Source organism: Agreia bicolorata (assembly GCF_000938265.1).
GTDB lineage: Bacteria > Actinomycetota > Actinomycetes > Actinomycetales > Microbacteriaceae > Agreia > Agreia bicolorata.
The window spans coordinates 519,455-537,857 of the sequence record NZ_JYFC01000001.1 but is presented as its reverse complement, the minus strand read 5'-3'; the positions used below and the strand labels follow the sequence as shown (position 1 = coordinate 537,857).

The following is an 18,403-nucleotide window of genomic DNA, read 5'->3' as shown; positions in this document are numbered from 1 at the left end:
TTACGCATGACCCTCCCCGCCGCATCCATCCAGCTCTACACGCTGGCCAAGGAATTCACGGAGGACCCGAGCGGATCGCTGGATAAGCTCGCCGCCATCGGTCTCACGCACGTGGAGGCGTTCGATTTCGTTCGTCGCCCCGCCGAGATCCGGTCCGCCCTCGACGCGAGCGGCCTGTCCGCTCCAACCGGACACGCTCCTCTGCTCTCCGACACGCTGTGGACTCCCGATGGATCCATCCCCACTCCCGCGCCGGAGGTTGTGTTCGAGGCCGCTGCCACACTCGGAATGACGACGGTCATCGACCCGTTCGTCGCCGCGGACCGTTGGCTCACCGAGGATGGCGTCGCGGACATCGCCGACCGGCTGAACGCGTCCGCCGAAGTCGCGGCATCCTTCGGCCTCTCGGTCGGATATCACAACCACGCGCAGGAGTTCTTCGCGTCCTTCGATGGTCAGACCGCGTTCGAGCGGTTCGTCGCGGCGACAGACGAGCGCGTACTGATCGAACTGGACCTCTTCTGGGCACTGACGGGCGGCCAGGACGGGCCGACGCTCGTCTCGAGGCTCGGCTCCCGCCTCGTAGCGGTTCACGTGAAGGACGGCATCGCGCCGGCCGAGAACCCCTTCGCGCCGGGTGCCGCCCCGTTCGGTTCGGAGACGCTGGACCAGCGTCGTCCGGGCGACGGCCAGGTTCCCCTCGTCGAGTCGCTCGCGGCCGGTGAGGGCGCCATCAAGTACGCCGTCATCGAATACGACAACGCCCCGGGAGACGTCTTCGCCGACATCCAGGCGAGCTACGACTTCCTCATCAAGGGCGGGTACGCCGCATGAGCGGGCCCGTCGGAGTCGGTGTCATCGGTGCGGGTGTCATCAGCGACACGTATCTCGAGAACCTCCGCTCTTTTCCCGACGTGACCGTCGTCATCGTCGGCGACCTCATCGAGGAGCGGGCGAAGAGTCAGGCAGAGAAACACGGTGTACCCGCATGGGGGTCCGCCGCGGACGTGCTCGGCCACGCGGATGTGCAGGTGGTTGTAAACCTGACGATCCCCGCTGCGCACATTGAGGTCTCCTCCGCCGCGATCGCTGCCGGCAAGCATGTGTGGAGCGAGAAGCCCCTCGGCCTCGACCGGGTCGGTGCCGCGCAGCTGCTGACAGACGCGGCGGCGCGGGGCCTTCGTGTGGGTTCGGCGCCGGACACCATCCTGGGACCGGGATTCCAGACGGCGAAGCGCGCCATCCAGGAGGGCCTCATCGGGGAGCCGATGTTCGCGACGACCACGTTCCAGACCATCGGTCCAGATCTCTGGCACCCGAGCCCGGAGTTCCTCTTCGCCGAGGGCGCCGGCCCGCTGCTCGACATGGGGCCGTACTACATCAGCGGTCTCGTGAGCCTCTTCGGCCCGGTCGACCGCGTCGCAGCGCTCGGTCGCAAGAAGGCCGAACGGCGCGTCATCCACGCGGGCCCCGACGCGGGAAAGACTTTCCCGGTCGAAGTGCCGACATCCCTGCAGCTGCTCACGTCGTTCGCAGCGGGCCAGCAGGCCGCGAGCCTCCTGAGCTTCGATTCGGCACTCGAACGACACGGCGTCTTCGAGGTGCACGGGTCGGAAGGTTCGCTCATCGTCCCCGACCCCAATCAGTTCGAAGGCCGCATCGCCTACCTCACGGCCCGGACATCTCTCGCCGATGGTGACTGGGGCGAGCAGGAATGGACCGAGCTGGAGCAGAAAGGCACCGTCGTCGGGCGGGGTCTCGGCCTGCTCGACATGGTGCGTGCGATCTCCGAGGGCCGCCCGCACGTCGCCACCGGGGAGCTCGGCTACCACGTGCTCGACGTTATGCTCTCCGCTCAGGAGTCGGTGGCGAGTGGAGAGTTCGTCGCGATCGGCAGCTCACTCGCTGCGCCGGTTCCGCCGGTACCAGTCGACTTCGACCCCTTCGCCCGCACCTTGTAGGGCTGGTTGAGTCGCGGTCAGCCCCCGTAGGCGGGCTTCAGAACGATGAGGAGGATCGCCGTCCAGTGGCAGAGGAACGCCACCAGTGTGAGCGCGTGGAAAATCTCGTGGAAGCCGAAGCGGCCAGGGAACGGGTTAGGTCGCTTGAGCGCGTAGACGACGGCGCCGACCGTGTAGCAGAGGCCGCCCACCAAGACGAGAATCATGGTCGCAGCGCTCGTCGCGAGAAGGTCGCCCAGGTACATCACGGCGGCCCAGCTCAAGACGAGGTAGAGCAGCACGTAGAGCCAGCGCGGCGCGTCGATCCAGAAGACACGGAATCCGATTCCGAACAGCGCGCCAGCCCACACCAGGCAGAGCAGGAGAATGCCCTTCTCAGGAGGCAGGGCGATAACCGCGATCGGCGTGTACGTGCCTGCGATCAGCAGGAAGATGTTGGCGTGGTCGATGCGCTTGAGCAACCGCTTCATGCGGGGCTTCCAGTTGAAGCGGTGATACAGCGCCGAGTTGCCGAACAGCAGCAGCGAGGTCGCCATAAAGACCGCGCTGGCTGCTTTCGCCGCCGCGCCGTCGGCGAGGCAGATAAGCACTATGCCCAGGACGATGGCCAGAGGGAACGTGCCCGCATGGATCCAGCCGCGCCAGGTGGGTTTGACCTCGGTGTTGTGCTCGAGCTCGTCGTCGAGCAGAGGAATGTTGGGGATGTCGGCCGCGGGCATTGCCCCAGCGTACGCGTCAGGTGTTTCGCGTCGCTGGGAGTTTTTCGTAGAAGACGGGTAGCGTATCCGTGTGTCCATCGAAGAGACCCCACGGGGAAGCGGCTTCCTCTACGGCCTCTACCAGAAGCGCCTGCGTCGAGAGCTCGAGGTCGACGCGCTTCCTCACCATGTCGCGATGATCATCGACGGCAACCGGCGTTGGGCCAAGCAGCGTCTTCTCGGCACGGCCGCGCACGGGCACAGGGCGGGCGCGGCGAAGATGCGCGAGTTTCTTGTCTGGTGCGACGATCTCGGCATCCAGGTCGTCACGCTCTACCTGCTGTCGACCGACAATCTCACGAGCCGCAACAAAGACGAGCTCGACGAGCTCGTCGAGATCATCGCCGAGCTGGCCGGCGCCCTCTCTCACTTCCGCGACTGGCGCATCAAGCACGTTGGCAGCGACGTCGGCCTGCCCCCGACGCTGGTCACCGCCCTCGATGAGGCTGAAGAGCGAACGGCAGGCCACACGGGTCTGCACGTCAACCTGGCCGTAGGCTACGGCGGTCGCACAGAGATTGCGGATGCCGTGCGCAGCATCATCCGCGCGCACCAGGAGCAGGGCCACACGCTCGAAGACTTGGCCGAGAGCATCGATCAGGAGCTGATTGCCGAGCACCTCTACACGGGTGGCCAGCGCGATCCCGATCTGGTCATCCGCACCTCGGGCGAGCAGCGACTCAGCGACTTCATGCTGTGGCAGAGCGCGCACAGCGAGTTCTACTTTATGGAGGCGCTGGGCCCGGACATCCGCGAGGTCGACTTTCTGCGCGCCCTCCGCGACTACTCGCGTCGGCACCGTCGTTTCGGCGGCTGAGCCCGACGCATCCCGACCCCGCTCGTTTACATGAACGTAACCGAACACGGGGCGTGTCGTCACCACTTGAAACACAGTGGCACGTAGCGTCAAGCACATCAGGTATGGCACCTGGTCGAGTCGGCCACATAAGTACGACTCGAGGAAAACCTGAGACTTGAGAAAGGCTTAGGGGCCGGCTCGCCACAGTGATCCGAGTGCATTGCGCGCTCGGGGTTGGAGTAGTCGTGGCCGATCGCAATTCCCACCAGTCAGCCGACACCGGAACCCGCGTGCGGGCATCCGATTCGGCGCCGGCAGCCGTGAGCCAGAAGGAACGCACCTACGTTCTGGATACCTCGGTTCTGCTGTCCGATCCGAAAGCGATCTTCCGTTTCGCGGAGCACCCGGTCGTTCTTCCCGTCATCGTCATTACCGAACTCGAATCCAAGCGGAACGACCCGGAGATCGGGTACTTCGCCCGCCAAGCCCTGCGCAACCTCGACGAACTCCGCGTACTCCACGAACGACTCGATTTTCCGATCGCGGTGGGTGAGGGCGGCAGTCTGCGGGTCGAGCTCAACCACTCCAACATGTCGGTGCTTCCCTCGGGACTGCAGCTGAACGACAACGACTCACGCATTCTCGCCGTCGCCCTCAACCTGGCCAACGACGGACTCGACGTGACCGTTGTCTCGAAAGACCTGCCGTTGCGGGTCAAGGCGGCATCCATCGGTCTTGCGGCAGAGGAGTACCGGGCAGAACTGGCCGTCGACTCGGGATGGACTGGCCTTGCGGACATCACCCTCGGTTCCGACCAGATGTCGTCGCTCTACGAGTCGGAGTCGATGGACACCGACCTCGTCGAGGGTATTCCGGTGAACACCGGGCTGGTCATCCACTCCGACCGTGGATCTGCGCTCGGCCGAGTCACGGGCAAGCGCAGCTTCCAGCTTGTTCGGGGCGACCGCGATGTCTTCGGGCTGCACGGCCGTTCAGCCGAGCAGCGGGTTGCCATCGACATGTTGCTCGACCCTGAGGTCGGAATCATCTCGCTGGGAGGTCGAGCCGGAACGGGAAAGTCGGCTCTGGCCCTCTGCGCGGGACTCGAGGCCGTTCTCGAGAAGCAGCAGCACCGCAAGATCATGGTCTTCCGGCCTCTGTATGCCGTCGGCGGGCAGGAGCTCGGCTTCCTGCCGGGCGACGCGTCCGAGAAGATGAATCCGTGGGCGCAGGCCGTCTTCGACACACTCGGCTCGATCGTGTCGCAGAACGTCATCGACGAGGTGATCGAGCGCAACATCCTCGAAGTTCTGCCGTTGACGCATATCCGCGGTCGTTCGCTGCATGACGCGTTCGTGATCGTCGACGAAGCCCAGTCACTCGAGCGCAATGTGCTGCTCACCGTGCTCAGCCGCATCGGGCAGAACTCGCGGGTCGTGTTGACGCACGATGTGGCTCAGCGTGACAACCTTCGGGTAGGTCGGCACGACGGCGTCGCATCGGTCATCGAGACGCTGAAAGGGCATCCGCTGTTCGGGCACATGACGCTGACCCGATCGGAGCGCTCGGCCATCGCGGCGCTCGTCACAGAGATGCTGGAGTCGAACGAACTGGCCTGATGGTCTCGGTGCGGGGCATGCTCGTCTGACGGAGTCACTTGTGGATAACTTCTGACGGCATGCCCCGCACCCCGTTACCGTGGGGCGCATGACCTCGGAGCCCCTCCCTCTCGTGCGGTGCGCACATCCCGCTCAGGCTCTGATCGTTGGCTTGCTGCTCTGCCTGTCGTTCGCCGCGGTCGGCATCGCTCCGGGCGTCGTCACGCTCGTCTGGCTGGCCATGGTGACCCCGAGTCTGGTCATCATCGACCTTCGTCTACGGCGACTGCCGAACGTACTGGTTGTTCCCGGTCTCGCAGCCGCGTTTGTCGACGGCTGCTGGGCGACCGTTTCATCGGGGGAGTTTCCCGTGGCTGCGTTGTTGACGACATCGACCGTCGCGGTGGTGATGCTGGTGCTCAACCTCGTGGGAGGGCTGGGCATGGGCGACGTCAAGCTGAGCGTGGTGATGGCAGGATGCCTGTCGCTCGTCTCGCCGCTTCTCGCCGTCTTGGCGCTGATGCTCGCGTTCTTTGTCGGCGGCGGGTACTCGGCCGCGCTGTTGCTGCGCCGCCGCGAACCGCGCGGCAGGCGCATGGCGTTCGGCCCCCTGCTGCTGGTCGCTTTCTGGGCGGTGGTCGCTCTGCGCGCGCTCAGCAGCATCGGCGTTGTGTCTGTGTCGTGACAGACACAACGCCCGGCGGCGTCGTGTCGGATCAGGCCGCGGGCGGCGCTGTCATCGAGAGGACGTCGAGCGCCGTATCGAGCTGCTCGAGCGTGACCTCGCCTCTCTCGACGAACCCGAGTTCGATGACGGCCTCACGAACCGTCACCTTGTTGGCCACAGAGTGCTTGGCGATCTTGGCGGCCGCCTCGTAACCGATGATGCGGTTGAGGGGGGTGACGATCGAGGGAGACGACTCGGCGAGTGCGCGTGCCCGATCGAGGTTGGCTTCGAGACCTGAGACCGTCTTGTCTGCGAGCAGCACCGACGAGTTCGCCAGAAGTCGAATCGACTCCAGCAAAGCGGTTCCCATCACCGGAATGGCGACGTTGAGCTCGAAGGCGCCCGAGGCGCCCGACCAGGCGATGCTCGCGTCGTTGCCGATGACTCGGGAGCAGACCATGAGAACGGCCTCGGGGATGACCGGGTTGACCTTGCCGGGCATGATCGACGATCCGGGCTGCAGGTCGGGGATGTGAAGCTCACCCAGACCAGCGTTGGGCCCCGAGCCCATCCAGCGAAGGTCGTTGCAGATCTTCGTGAGGCTGACGGCGAGCACCCGGAGGGCGCCGGATGCCTCGACCAGCGAATCGCGCGCCCCCTGGGCCTCGAAGTGGTCGCGGGCCTCCGTGATGGGCAGCCCGGTCTCTTCGGCGAGCAACCGGATGACGAGCTGGGGGAACCCGGCGGGCGTGTTGATTCCGGTGCCGACTGCCGTGCCGCCCAACGGCACTTCGGCGACGCGGGGGAGTGCCGACTGCACGCGCTCGATACCGAGTCTGATCTGCATGGCGTAACCGCCGAACTCCTGGCCGAGAGTCACCGGAGTGGCGTCCATCAGGTGAGTGCGCCCGGCCTTCACCGCGGATTTCCACAGTTCGGCCTTGGCCTCGAGCGCGACCGCCAGGTGATCGAGAGCAGGTAGCAACTGGGCGATGAGGGCGCCCGTCACGGCAACATGCACAGAGGTGGGGAAGACGTCGTTCGACGACTGCGATGCATTGACGTGGTCGTTCGGGTGAACTGGGCTGCCGAGGCGCGCGGTGGCGAGCGTGCTGAGCACCTCGTTCATGTTCATGTTCGACGATGTGCCGCTGCCGGTCTGGTAGACATCGATGGGGAACTCGTTGTCGAGGGCGCCCGAGATCACCTCGTCGGCTGCTGATGCGATGGCATCGGCGATGGATTGGTCGAGAACCCCGAGCTGTGCGTTCGCGAGGGCCGCGGCCTTCTTGATTCGCGCCAGCGCTGAGATCTGCGCCGATTCGAGGCCCGCGCCGGAGACGGGAAAGTTCTCGACGGCTCGCTGCGTCTGCGCGCCGTATTTGGCGTCGACGGGCACGCGCACTTCGCCCATCGTGTCGTGCTCGATTCGGAACTGCTCGGCTCCGGTTGCTGTGTCCACCACTATGTGGCCTGCCTTCCTGTGTTTCGCCTTGTGGGCGCTGAATGTCGGTCTGAAAAGTAGTGGAGTGCTAGACCGCGCCGATCACGAGGTCGGCAACTGCTCGGCCTTCGGCCAATCGGTAGTTGGCGCCCACGATCGCGAGTCGACCCTCTGCGACGGCCTCGCTGATCAACTCGGAACTCTCGAGAAGCTCTCGCACGGTGTCTCGCAGATGCAGCCGACCGACCTCGTAGGGGTCAACGACCTCGGTCTTGTCGGCTCCCTGATGCTCGGCGGCATGCACCGCGGGCGTGATCTTCTCGATGATGCCGCGGATGTGGACCGGCAGCGGCGGTGCATCCGGACCGACCGACTCGATGGCCGCGGCGACGGCGCCGCACTCGTCGTGGCCTAGCACGACGATCAGGGGCACCCCGAGAACTCCGACGGCGTACTCGAGACTGCCGAGTACCGAGTCGGAGATGACCTGGCCGGCGTTGCGCACAACGAAGAGGTCGCCGAGGCCCTTGTCGAAGATGATCTCGGCGGCGAGTCGCGAGTCGCTGCAGCCGAACAGCGCGGCACGGGGCGCCTGGCCCGCAGCGATTTGATGCCGACGCTCGACGTCTTGGCGCGGGTGGCGAGGCGTACCGTTGATGAAGCGCTCGTTGCCGCGCACCATCTCGCCCCAGATCTTGGCCGGTGTAAGGAGTGAATCGTTCATGATGTCGCCTCTGTCGTCTGCTTCTGGATGGCGTTCGTGATGGTGGACGCCAGTGCCTGTGCTTCTTCTGGTGTGGCGGTTCCTGCCACGATGAACGTGCTGCGACCGGACTCTGTGGTCAGAGCGTATTTCACATTTCCGACGTCGCGATCGGCGTCGCGGTTGTCGTAGACGATCCAGTCGATGCCATCGATGTTAACGGAGCCTGTGGGGATCGTCTGCTGCATCTCGTTGACGAGCCAGCTCGGATTTGCGTCGACAGCCTGAGTGATCGAGAGGAACTGTTTCGACGGTGTGATGAGGCCGATGAACCACGAGCTCACCTTGTCGAGACTCCCGGTGCGGATCTCGGCGACATTCGACGACCAGGTGTCGGGCAGTTCGGGAACGGCCAGCGGAACGGGAAGCGTGCGTTGCGCGCTGACCGCGACAGAGTGGTAATCGACCGCCTGAAGCCGCGAGGAGTCGTCTCGCGGAACGATCAACACCATCAGGGCGACGATGGCGACCGTGACGCCGACGGCGACCCAGAGGTTGCGGATCGTCTTGCTGTCGCGGTAGTTCTTGGAGTTCTGGGCCTTGCGAGCCGCCTCTTCTTCGGGAGTCTCGGGTCTTCCGAGCTCCGCCACAATGGGGCGGGGTTTCGGTTCGCGGCGTGCCACCTCTACTCGGCGACCGACTGGCGGGCGGCGTCAAGGCGAGCCTTGGCCCCGATCAGCCACTGCTCGCATCGGCGGGCGAGCGCCTCGCCGCGCTCCCACAGCGCAAGCGACTGCTCGAGTGTCGACGATCCCTGTTCGAGTTCGGTGACGACGCGCACGAGTTCGTCACGAGCCTGCTCATAGCTGAGAGCGTCGATGTCTTCTGTCGACGGTGTTGTCGCTGTGGAGGGCATGGTTCCAATCTTATTCTGCGGGAGAGGGGGCGGCGGCTGCGGAGAGGCTGCGAGCACCGGTCGACGTTGCGCCGATCGTTCCATCGGAGACGGTGATCGTGAGGGTCGCGCCACTCGGCGCCTCGTCTCGACCGCGAACGATCGAGGCGTCGTCGCGCTGCACGATGGCGTACCCACGGTCGAGGGTTCGTTGCGGCGACAGAGCTCGCAGATGCGCGACCAGTTGACGGGTGCTGTCGTCTGCGCGTTCGACTACCCGCGACGCCAGCTCGCTGCCGCGCGCGACGTATCGGGTGAGTTCTTCACTGCGCACATCGACAAGCCAGCTCGAACTGGCAAGCACGGGTCGGCTTCGCAGCTGCGCAAGCCTGTCGATTTCGTTCTTGATGACGTGGTTGACGCGCACGCCCAACCGCGCCCTGGCCTGGAGCACTCGGGACAGCTCCTCAGCAACGTCTGGAACGACACGTTTCGCGGCATCCGTCGGGGTCGACGCGCGCAGATCTGCCACATCGTCGAGCAGAGGGCGATCGGCCTCATGACCGATCGCGCTGACGATCGGCGTCGACGCAGCGGCCGCGGCACGCACCACGCCCTCGTCGCTGAAGCCGAGCAGATTCTGGAAGTCTCCGCCGCCTCGAGCGATGATGATGACGTCGACCTCGTGGTCGGCATCGAGCTGCTGGATGGCCGCGATGACCTCGCGTGGCGTGCGCTCGCCCTGCACGGCCGCGTGCACGACCCGGAACTCCACCGACGGCCAACGCAGCTGTGCGTTGCGGAGCACGTCTTTCTCGGCATCGCTGTCTTTGCCCGTGATCAGCCCAACGCAGTGCGGCAGGAACGGGAGACGCTTTTTTCTCGACGCGTCGAAAAGGCCTTCGGATGCGAGTTGTCGCCTCAGTCGCTCGAGTCGCTCCAGCAGGTCGCCCAGCCCCACGTGGCGCATCTCGAACACCTGCATCGTGAGGGTGCCGCCCTTGAGCCAGTAGTTCGGCTTCACAAGGGCGACGACTCGGTCGCCCTGTTTGAGGTCGTCGGGAATTCTGCCGCGAACACTCGACCAGATGGTGAATCCGATGGTGACGTCGTCGGTGACATCACGCAGCTTTCCGTAGACATTCGAGCCGGAGACGCCCCATTGCGTGATCTGACCTTCGACCCACGCGGTGCCGAGTCTTTCGATGTAGCCCTTGATCTTGCTCGAGAGCAGTGCGACGGGCCACGGGTTCTCGAGAGTCGCCGGGGCGTCGGCCTGTGGGGCGTCTGTCATGCGGGTGCTCCCTGCGCGTGGTTCTGCGACGGCCGACCACCGAGTTTTCACGGTTACCATGGAGGGGTGAGCCAAGCCACTATAAGTCTGCCGATGCCGAGGATTCCCGGCGTAAGAAACAGGCTAAAGGATACCCCCGTCACCGGGGAGAAGAAGGTGCTGCTCGCAGCACCTCGAGGCTACTGTGCAGGAGTAGACCGCGCCGTTGTCGCTGTCGAGAAGGCTCTTGAGCACTATGGTGCTCCCGTCTACGTGCGCAAGCAGATCGTGCACAACATCCACGTCGTGCAGACGCTCGAGAAGCGCGGAGCGATCTTCGTCGAGGAGGTCGACGAGGTTCCGCCGGGCGCCCACGTGGTCTTCAGCGCCCACGGAGTGTCGCCCGCCGTCGTTCAGGGAGCCGCCGATCGCGGACTTCAGGCCATCGACGCGACGTGCCCGCTCGTCACCAAGGTGCACCGCGAGGCCGTGCGTTTCGCCCGAGACGACTTCGAGATTCTGCTGATCGGGCACGAAGGGCATGAAGAGGTCGAGGGCACGGCCGGCGAAGCTCCCGAGCACACAACCCTCGTCGGCAGCCCCGACGAGGCAGACACCGTCGTCGTTCGCGATCCAGACAAGGTCGTCTGGCTGTCGCAAACCACGTTGTCGGTCGACGAGACGATGGAGACGGTCAACCGGCTCCGCGCACGGTTTCCCAACCTTCAAGACCCGCCCAGCGACGACATCTGCTACGCCACGCAGAATCGGCAGGTGGCCATCAAGAAGGTCGCCAAGAACGCCGATCTGGTCATCGTTGTCGGCTCTGCCAATTCGTCCAACTCCGTGCGTCTCGTCGAGGTCGCGCTCGAATACGGCGCAAAGGCGGCTTACCGGGTCGACTATGCGCACGAGGTGAAGCAGGAGTGGCTCGACGGCGTCAACACCGTTGGTGTCACGAGTGGCGCTTCAGTGCCTGAGGTACTCGTACAGGATCTGCTCGACGAGCTCGCCGGCGCCGGCTACGGTGACGTCGAGACCGTTATCACCGCCGAAGAAGATCTGATCTTCTCGCTGCCGAAAGAGCTGCGCAAAGACATGACCGGCAAGAATGACGCTCGAGCACTCGGCGGACGCCGGTCTGGCGCGGAGTAGAACTGGTCAGCTTGCGCTGAGGCTCGAGAGCAATCCCGGATCTGCCACGAGAGCCAGGGCCACGCATCCGAACGTCACGATCAGGGCGAGGGCGCCCATGAGCAGAGGAACGGGCCACGATCGGCGCCTTTGACCGATGAGTCGAACCGTGAGCCAGATCGTGGCGGCGAGCAGAACGAGCTGAGCGATCGCGGCTATGGCGCCCGCGATATCGACAGCGGAGCCGCCGCCGTAGTCGCCCAGGCCACGATCGGCGTAGAACATCTCGAGCGTGCTGCGCAGATCGAACAGCGAGGGCACGCTCGATGAGCTGATCATCACCGCGGTCACGAGCAGGAACACGGAGATCGAGGCGTCGAGTACGCGGTACGGAGCGGTCGAGGAGGCTGCCGAGGCCACGTTGTCGGCGGCAGCCTCATCCGGAGCCGTGCCTGCGCTTTCGGCCTCGGTCTTGCGCGGATCGACCGGAGGAGACCAGACCCACCCCTCGGGCGCGAGTTCGCCGTAGCGAGGGGTGGGCCTGTTGTCTGTCATCGAAAGCCGCGGTCTACTTGCCCGAGTTGCCGGCGGAGCCGAGCTGGTGGGTCGCCTCGATGACGCGGGCGGCCATGGCCGTCTCGGCCAGCTTGCCCCACGAGCGCGGGTCGTAGACCTTCTTGTTTCCGACCTCGCCGTCGACCTTCAGGAAGCCGTCGTAGTTCTTAAGCACGGTGTCTGCCACCGAGCGGCTGAAGGCGTACTGCGTGTCGGTGTCGATGTTCATCTTGATCACACCGTTCGCGACGGCTTCGGAGATCTCGGCGTCGGTCGAGCCGGAGCCGCCGTGGAAGACGAGGTCGAAGGGCAGGGGGCCGGTTCCGTACTTCGCCTGCACGCCGTCCTGGATCTCTTTGAGGAGTTCAGGGCGCAGCTTGACGTTGCCCGGCTTGTAGACGCCGTGCACGTTTCCGAACGTGAGAGCGGCCATGTAGCGGCCCTTCTCTCCGAGCCCCAGAGCCTCGACGGTCGCGATCGCGTCGTCGACGGTGGTGTAGAGGTGTTCGTTGATGTCGTGGCTGACACCGTCTTCTTCGCCGCCGACGACGCCGATCTCGACCTCGAGGATGGCGTTGATGGCGCGGGTGCGAGCGATCATGTCCTGGGCGATCTCGAGGTTCTCGGCAAGAGGAACGGCCGAGCCGTCCCACATATGCGACTGGAAGATCGGGTTACGACCGGCCTTGACCTCGGCCTCGGATGCCGCGATGAGCGGAAGGACGAAGCTCTCGAGAGCATTCTTCGGGCAGTGGTCGGTGTGCAGCGCGACAGTCACCGGGTAGTTCTTGGCGACTTCGTGCGCGAACGCCGCGAATGCCAGGGCGCCCGTGGCGCGTGCTCCGCTGCGGGTGTGGCCGGCGAAGTAGTCCGCGCCGCCCGTGGTCACCTGGATGATTCCGTCGGACTCGGCCTCGGTGAGCCCCTGGAGGACAGCATTGAGGGTCTGCGACGACGACACGTTGAACGCGGGATAGGCGAATCCCTTCGCCTTCGCGGTGTCGAGCATCTGGGCGTACTGGTCGGGCGTTGCGATGGGCATGATTTCTCCTTGTGTCTACGCGACTTCATCCTAGGGGAGGCTCATCTTGTGGAGTGGGAGAACGTGCACAGCGGGCGGGAGAGGCCCACCGCTACTCTGGAGTAGCCAGGCGATGACGCGCGACAGGAGCCGTCACGTGGCACCGAATTCTGTGAGGTCTGCAATGACGAATACCGAAAACGACGCTCTCTATCTTCACCCCGACCGCAACCTCGCCATGGAACTCGTGCGCGCCACGGAGGCCGCCTCGATTCGGGCCTACCCGTTCATCGGTCGGGGCGACAAGCTCGCCGCTGACGGCGCCGCGGTCGACGCGATGCGCGCCTTCCTCACCACGGTCAACTTCGACGGCGTCGTGGTGATCGGCGAGGGCGAGAAAGACGAAGCGCCGATGCTGTTCAACGGTGAGCACGTAGGCAACGGGCGCGGACCAGCCTGCGACATCGCTGTCGATCCGATCGATGGAACGAGCCTCACGGCCGCCGGGCGCCAGAATGCCCTCTCGGTCATCGCCGTCTCCGACCGCGGAACTATGCTCGACGCCTCGAGCGTCTTCTACATGGACAAGATCGTCACCGGTCCGGAGGGCGTCGGCGTGATCGACATCGACCGCCCGATCGGCGACAACATTCGCGCGCTGGCAAAGGCGAAGGGCAAAGACGTCTCAGACATCAAGGTCGCCGTGCTCGACCGCCCTCGACACGTCGGCCTGATCGAAGAGATCCGTGCCGCCGGCGCCGGAACCCGCCTGCTTCTCGACGGCGACGTGGCCGGCGGCATCAACGCCGCTCGTTACGAGACGAGAACAGATATGTGCGTGGGCATTGGCGGCAGCCCGGAGGGCATCGTCACCGCCTGCGCCATCAAGGCGCTCGGCGGGCTCATACAGGGTCGTCTGTTGCCGAAAACCGACGAGGAGCGCCAGCGCGCGATCGATGCTGGACTCGATGTCGACCGCGTCTACGAGGCCGACGATTTGGTGAGGGGCAACAACACCATGTTCGTGGCGACGGGTGTGACGGATGGCGGCCTGGTGGCCGGTGTGCGTAAGAAGGGCCCCATCATTCGCACCGAGAGCCTGGTTCTGCGCAGCCGCTCGGGAACCATCCGCCGCATCGTGGCCGACCACATCGCCGACAAGTGGTTCTAGGCCCTCGACGGTTCTAGGCCCTCGACGGTGCTAGGCGGCCGGGTCACTCTTCTCGAGTTCGGCCACCAGCTCGTAGCTCGACAGCTCTCGGCGTTGCTCCTCGATCGTGGGGAGCATGCCGAGAACAGTCGACTCGTCGAGCGCGTTGAGCTTTCGCGCCGTCGGGAACACCTGTCGTTCGAGCGAACCCACGAATGAGTTGTAATCGCGCACGCTGCGTTCGATTGAGCGGCCGAGCTTTTCTGCGTGGGTGGCGGTGGTCGCCAGGCGCGTGTACAGCTCACGGCTCAGATCGAAGAGAACCTTTGCGTCGTGAGTCAGCACGTCTTGCTGCCAGCTGTAGGCCACGGTTTTCAGAACCGACCACAGGGTGACGGGCGACGCCAGCGCCACCTTGCGCGAGAAGGCGAACTCCATGATGCTCGGATCAGCCTCGAGAGCGCTCGACACGAGGGACTCGCTCGGGATGAAGGCGATCACGAGCTCGGGGGAGGCCTCGAGGCCAGTCCAGTAGCCCTTGTTGCTCAGCGTCGTGATGTGGTCTCGCACAGCCTTCACATGGCGCTTCATGAGTCGGTCTCTCTCAGCGCCGTCAGCCCCCGTTGCGGTGGCGGGAATCAGGCTGGCCTCGAGGTAGGCGTCGAAGGGAACCTTTGCGTCGACGGCGATGTTCTTGCCGCCGGGAAGATGCACGACCATGTCGGGGCGGCCTGCTCCTGACGACCCCACGATGCTTGTCTGAACATCGAAGTCGACGCGCTCGATCAGGCCGGCGGCCTCGACAACCCGGCGCAGTTGGGTCTCTCCCCATACACCGCGGGTGCTGTTCGACCGCAGCGCCGACGCGAGCGACTCCGCAGTGCTTCGCAGCCGTTCTTCCGACTCGGTCGCGCTGCGCAGCTGCTCGCTGAGTTCGCCGTGCTGCTTCTGGCGCTGCTCTTCGAGCTCGGAGACTTTGCGTTGCACCAGACGCAGGCTCTCGGCCACGGGGCTGAGAGCCAGGAGCACTCGGCCGTCGGAACTCACCCGTTCGGCCTCGGCCTCGCTCATCTCGCGAATTCTCTGTTGGAACTCGCTGATGCGCCCGACCTGCAGGTCGAGCTGTTCGTGCAGACCAGCGATGGTCGCCTCGGCCGCTGCGGAGCGGGCCTGAAGCTCAGCCATGGGCCGGGGGTCGACCTGCGGAATGCGGCTTGCGCGAAGCATCCAACCGATGGCGCCGCCGAGCGCCACGCCGATGAGCAGACCGAGCACCAGAGCGAGTATGGGATCCATGCGGGAAGTCTCGCACCGACCTCCGACATCGCCGGAAGAATCGGCCGCGCGTCAGATAACGGGAGCGACGGCCACCGGTCGAAGCTGCGAGATCTTCACGCCGGCGGCCCCGGCGAGGGTCTCGATCGAGTTCACCTCGTGACGTTCGGCCGCATGAATGATGATCGCCGCGCACGCCTCGGCATCCGCCAACGCGTCGTGGTGTCTGAAGTCTTCGAAGCCCGCCGCCATCGCCGCCACCGGCAGGCGATACGAGTCGAGCGAGTAGGTCTTGCGGGCGATCTGCAGGCTGCACGCGTAGGCGTTCGGCGGGCATTCCACGCGGGCGGCCGCGCTGGCAGCGCGGATGACGGCCATGTCGAAGGCCGCGTTGTGCGCCACGAAGTGATCGTCTCCCACGAAGTCGACGAGCTCGTCGAGCTGTTCCTCCCAGCCGCGAGCATCTTGCACGTCTTCGCTGTAGATGCCGTGGATCTTCGTGTTCCAGGGCAAGAACTCGTCGAAGCCGATCTCAGGCTTGATGAACCACGAAGTCTCGTCGACGACCACGCCGTCGCGCACCTTCACGAGACCCACCGAACACGCGGACTCTCGGTAGGAGTTGGCGGTCTCGAAGTCGATGGCAGTGAAATTCAGGGGCACGCATCGATGTTCTCATGCTGCGCCGACCGTCGTTTCGAAGGGAGCCGCGCGCCGGGCAAGTACGATGGATGCTCGTGGCTCTCACTATTGCAATCGTCGGTCTGCCCAATGTCGGCAAGTCCACCCTGTTCAACGCCCTGACCAAGAATCAGGTGCTCGCGGCGAACTACCCGTTCGCGACCATCGAGCCGAACGTGGGTGTGGTCAATCTTCCCGACGCGCGGCTCGCCGCTCTCGCCGACATCTTCGGAAGCGAGCGCATCCTGCCCGCCCCCGTGTCGTTCGTCGATATCGCCGGCATCGTCAAGGGTGCGAGCGAGGGCGAGGGCCTCGGCAACAAGTTCCTCGCAAATATTCGTGAAGCGGATGCGATCGCGCAGGTCGTGCGCGGATTCACCGACGAAGACGTCGTGCACGTCGACGGCAAGGTCGACGCGGCGAGCGACCTCGAGACGATCAACACCGAGCTGATCCTCGCCGATCTGCAGACTCTCGAGAAGGCGGAAGCCCGTTTCGAGAAAGAGGTCAAGGGCAAGAAGGCCGACCCGTCGACTCTCGTTGCCGTCAAGGCGGCGCGCGAGTGGCTGGACACGGGCAAGCCGTTGTCAGCGTCGACGATCGACCTGGAGCCGATCCGCGAGCTCGGTCTGCTGACCGCCAAGCCCTTCATCTACGTCTTCAACATCGACGAGGGCGTTTTGGGTGACAAGGCGAAGCTCGATGAGCTGGCCGCTCTCGTCGCCCCCGCTCACGCGATCTTCCTCGACGCGAAGCTCGAATCCGAGCTCATCGACCTCGACCCTGCCGACGCGGCCGAGCTGCTCGAGTCGACGGGCCAGGAGGAGAGCGGCCTCGACCAGCTCGCCCGCATCGGCTTCGACACCCTCGGACTGCAGACCTACCTCACGGCTGGCCCGAAGGAGACCCGCGCCTGGACCATCCCGAAGGGCGCCAAGGCGCCTCAGGCGGCCGGCGTCATTCACACCGACTTCGAGAAGGGTTTCATCAAGGCCGAGGTCATCGGCTTCGAGGACCTGGTGGAGACCGGGTCGATCGCTGAGGCGCGTGCCAAGGGCAAGGCGCGTATCGAGGGCAAGGACTACACGATGCAGGACGGCGACGTCGTGGAGTTCCGCTTCAACGTGTAGCTGGCAGTGGCGCTAGGAGTACTTGCGCGTCACGAAGGTCTTCATTTCTGGCGATACGGTGATTGACGCTTATCTCGGTGAGCCGCATGAAGGAAAGATCCTGACTGGGCGCTGAGGCAACCCCATCGACGCCATTGGAAACTTTCGAATAAATAAAAATCAGTCTGACTTCTAAAGCTGCGCTGTGTCTATGCTGCCTATATGACCAACGCCTCACAACTGATCGAGCACGCTCACGCATGGATAAGTGAGGCGCTTTCGGCGCCGGACGGGCCAGTTCTTGTCACGAGCCCTTTTCTCTCGTATGAAGTGTGCCGTCAACTTTCCGATGCTGCCGATAGATCGACGCACTCGTTCGTGCTCTCCACTACTTTGAATCCGAGCGCAGTAGCCAACGGATATCTCTCCGTGCAGGGACTTCACCTTTTGCTCGATGCAGGGGTTGAGATTCGTCACACCGAACGGTTGCACGCCAAGTGCTTCATCGTGGGTTCGAAAGCAATGGTGGGGTCTGCAAATCTCACGGGTTCCGGACTTGGTTTTTCCACCAGCGCGAACCGAGAACTGGGAGTTCATTTGACAAATGAGCAAGCTGACGAAGCGCACCGGATTACCGTTTCGTGGCCCGCAAAAACGGTCATGCGTACGGACCTTGAGGAGTTACTGAACGAGGCGAAGAACGTCGGACGCATCGGGCGGACTCAGGACAAGACGCTGGACGCCAGCTCTGCACTTCAGCTCGCAGAGCGCCTCCTTCTTGACGCGCGGGATCCTCAGAGGTCGTTGTGGCTGAAGCTGGAATACGGCGAACCTGCACTAGATGGATGGCGAGAACAATCCTGGTTCGCAAGTCCCAAGAAGGGCAAGCCCGGATTTCGAGCCGGGGACCTCGTATTCATCTGTGCCAAGGCGACGGGAGACTGTTATGCGATCGTAGAAGTTGTCGATGACCCCGAGTATCAACCGGACTTCTACGTCAAATGGGCTGCTTCGAACGATACAGCTGCCCTTGCGCGGTGGCCGTGGACGAACAAGACGACACCGCGGCTGGTACCCGATTCGCTCATGGAATTGAAACTGAGTGAGATCGGTGTGAGCGGTCAGGCCCTTCAAAACGGCCACGTCCGGTTGAAGCTAGACCAGTTCAGTGCGGGAGTGCGTGCACTGGCTAGGCTCGCCACAGCCTGATTTACTCGGCCGGACCTCACGGGCGACCCCTGGGAACGCGGAGGATGACTGATCGATAGCCTTGACGTCTATCGGATGCTGTTGTGCGCCGTCGTCGAGGACGGATGCGGCGCGCGCGCCTGCCCCGCAACGTGGAGATTGGACGTCGACGAGTCTGAACGCGTCCACAGT

At 64.4% G+C, this 18,403-nt stretch carries 19 protein-coding genes; 9 read left to right on the top strand and 10 right to left on the bottom strand.

Going from position 1 to position 18,403, the window contains the following annotated elements; genetic code table 11:
• Nucleotides 1-6 precede the first annotated feature (6 nt).
• Nucleotides 7-834 (top strand): sugar phosphate isomerase/epimerase family protein, encoded by an 828-nt coding sequence (locus TZ00_RS02505; protein WP_044438978.1) that lies wholly within the window; start codon nt 7-9, stop codon nt 832-834.
• On the top strand, nt 831-1,961 hold the full coding sequence (locus TZ00_RS02500; RefSeq protein WP_044438976.1) for a Gfo/Idh/MocA family protein: 1,131 nt from the start codon (nt 831-833) through the stop codon (nt 1,959-1,961). Before TZ00_RS02505 ends, TZ00_RS02500 begins: the two co-directional genes overlap by 4 nt.
• A 17-nt stretch (nt 1,962-1,978) precedes the next feature.
• On the opposite strand, the gene trhA is transcribed toward TZ00_RS02500, so the two are convergent.
• Nucleotides 1,979-2,680, bottom strand: a complete 702-nt coding sequence (gene trhA, locus TZ00_RS02495; RefSeq protein ID WP_044438974.1) for a PAQR family membrane homeostasis protein TrhA — start codon at nt 2,678-2,680, stop codon at nt 1,979-1,981.
• Nucleotides 2,681-2,750: 70 nt separating this feature from the next.
• On the opposite strand from trhA, the gene TZ00_RS02490 reads away from it, so the two are divergent.
• The 3 genes from TZ00_RS02490 (at nt 2,751) to TZ00_RS02480 (ending at nt 5,801) form a co-directional block, all read left to right on the top strand.
• Nucleotides 2,751-3,536, top strand: coding sequence for an isoprenyl transferase (locus TZ00_RS02490; protein ID WP_044438972.1), 786 nt, complete (start codon nt 2,751-2,753; stop codon nt 3,534-3,536).
• A 272-nt stretch (nt 3,537-3,808) separates the two neighbouring features.
• Nucleotides 3,809-5,137 carry a PhoH family protein gene (locus TZ00_RS02485; RefSeq protein ID WP_044439342.1) on the top strand — a complete coding sequence of 443 codons (1,329 nt, stop codon included), beginning with the start codon at nt 3,809-3,811 and terminating at the stop codon, nt 5,135-5,137.
• Between the two features lie 88 nt (nt 5,138-5,225).
• The gene (locus TZ00_RS02480) at nt 5,226-5,801 is read left to right on the top strand and encodes a prepilin peptidase (RefSeq protein WP_152631054.1); all 576 of its coding nucleotides are present in this window, start codon (nt 5,226-5,228) and stop codon (nt 5,799-5,801) included.
• 31 nt (nt 5,802-5,832) lie between these two features.
• Here TZ00_RS02480 and TZ00_RS02475 read toward each other — a convergent pair whose 3' ends face one another.
• The 5 genes from TZ00_RS02475 to xseA form a co-directional block, all read right to left on the bottom strand.
• On the bottom strand, nt 5,833-7,248 hold the full coding sequence (locus TZ00_RS02475; RefSeq protein ID WP_084605858.1) for a class II fumarate hydratase: 1,416 nt from the start codon (nt 7,246-7,248) through the stop codon (nt 5,833-5,835).
• 67 nt (nt 7,249-7,315) lie between these two features.
• On the bottom strand, nt 7,316-7,951 hold the full coding sequence (locus tag TZ00_RS02470) for a carbonic anhydrase (RefSeq protein ID WP_044438969.1): 636 nt from the start codon (nt 7,949-7,951) through the stop codon (nt 7,316-7,318).
• A complete protein-coding gene (locus TZ00_RS02465; RefSeq protein WP_044438967.1) occupies nt 7,948-8,613 on the bottom strand; it encodes a DUF4245 domain-containing protein in 666 nt (221 codons plus the stop codon). The genes TZ00_RS02470 and TZ00_RS02465 overlap by 4 nt, the downstream gene beginning before the upstream one ends.
• 2 nt (nt 8,614-8,615) lie before the next feature.
• Nucleotides 8,616-8,846 (bottom strand): exodeoxyribonuclease VII small subunit, encoded by a 231-nt coding sequence (locus tag TZ00_RS02460; protein WP_044438966.1) that lies wholly within the window; start codon nt 8,844-8,846, stop codon nt 8,616-8,618.
• A 10-nt stretch (nt 8,847-8,856) separates the two neighbouring features.
• On the bottom strand, nt 8,857-10,119 hold the full coding sequence (gene xseA, locus TZ00_RS02455) for an exodeoxyribonuclease VII large subunit (protein ID WP_044438965.1): 1,263 nt from the start codon (nt 10,117-10,119) through the stop codon (nt 8,857-8,859).
• Nucleotides 10,120-10,212: 93 nt separating this feature from the next.
• On the opposite strand from xseA, the gene TZ00_RS02450 reads away from it, so the two are divergent.
• Nucleotides 10,213-11,253 carry a 4-hydroxy-3-methylbut-2-enyl diphosphate reductase gene (locus tag TZ00_RS02450; protein WP_044438963.1) on the top strand — a complete coding sequence of 347 codons (1,041 nt, stop codon included), beginning with the start codon at nt 10,213-10,215 and terminating at the stop codon, nt 11,251-11,253.
• Nucleotides 11,254-11,259: 6 nt separating this feature from the next.
• Here the strand turns inward: TZ00_RS02450 and TZ00_RS02445 are convergent, their stop codons facing one another.
• Nucleotides 11,260-11,787, bottom strand: coding sequence for a DUF6264 family protein (locus TZ00_RS02445; RefSeq protein ID WP_044438962.1), 528 nt, complete (start codon nt 11,785-11,787; stop codon nt 11,260-11,262).
• A 13-nt stretch (nt 11,788-11,800) separates the two neighbouring features.
• Nucleotides 11,801-12,829 (bottom strand): class II fructose-bisphosphate aldolase, encoded by a 1,029-nt coding sequence (fbaA, locus tag TZ00_RS02440; RefSeq protein WP_044438960.1) that lies wholly within the window; start codon nt 12,827-12,829, stop codon nt 11,801-11,803.
• A gap of 163 nt (nt 12,830-12,992) precedes the next feature.
• Between fbaA and glpX the strand changes: the two genes are divergently transcribed.
• A complete protein-coding gene (gene glpX, locus TZ00_RS02435; protein WP_044438959.1) occupies nt 12,993-13,979 on the top strand; it encodes a class II fructose-bisphosphatase in 987 nt (328 codons plus the stop codon).
• A 30-nt stretch (nt 13,980-14,009) separates the two neighbouring features.
• On the opposite strand, the gene TZ00_RS02430 is transcribed toward glpX, so the two are convergent.
• Together TZ00_RS02430 and TZ00_RS02425 are read right to left on the bottom strand one after the other, a co-directional pair.
• Entirely contained in the window at nt 14,010-15,254 is a 1,245-nt protein-coding gene (locus TZ00_RS02430; RefSeq protein ID WP_044438957.1) for a DNA recombination protein RmuC, read from the bottom strand.
• A 51-nt stretch (nt 15,255-15,305) separates the two neighbouring features.
• On the bottom strand, nt 15,306-15,896 hold the full coding sequence (locus tag TZ00_RS02425; protein WP_044438955.1) for an exonuclease domain-containing protein: 591 nt from the start codon (nt 15,894-15,896) through the stop codon (nt 15,306-15,308).
• A 74-nt stretch (nt 15,897-15,970) separates the two neighbouring features.
• On the opposite strand from TZ00_RS02425, the gene ychF reads away from it, so the two are divergent.
• Both ychF and TZ00_RS02415 read left to right on the top strand, forming a co-directional pair.
• Nucleotides 15,971-17,044, top strand: coding sequence for a redox-regulated ATPase YchF (gene ychF, locus TZ00_RS02420; protein WP_044439338.1), 1,074 nt, complete (start codon nt 15,971-15,973; stop codon nt 17,042-17,044).
• 201 nt (nt 17,045-17,245) lie between these two features.
• Entirely contained in the window at nt 17,246-18,232 is a 987-nt protein-coding gene (locus TZ00_RS02415; RefSeq protein WP_084605856.1) for a phospholipase D-like domain-containing protein, read from the top strand.
• The last annotated feature ends 171 nt before the right edge of the window (nt 18,233-18,403 follow it).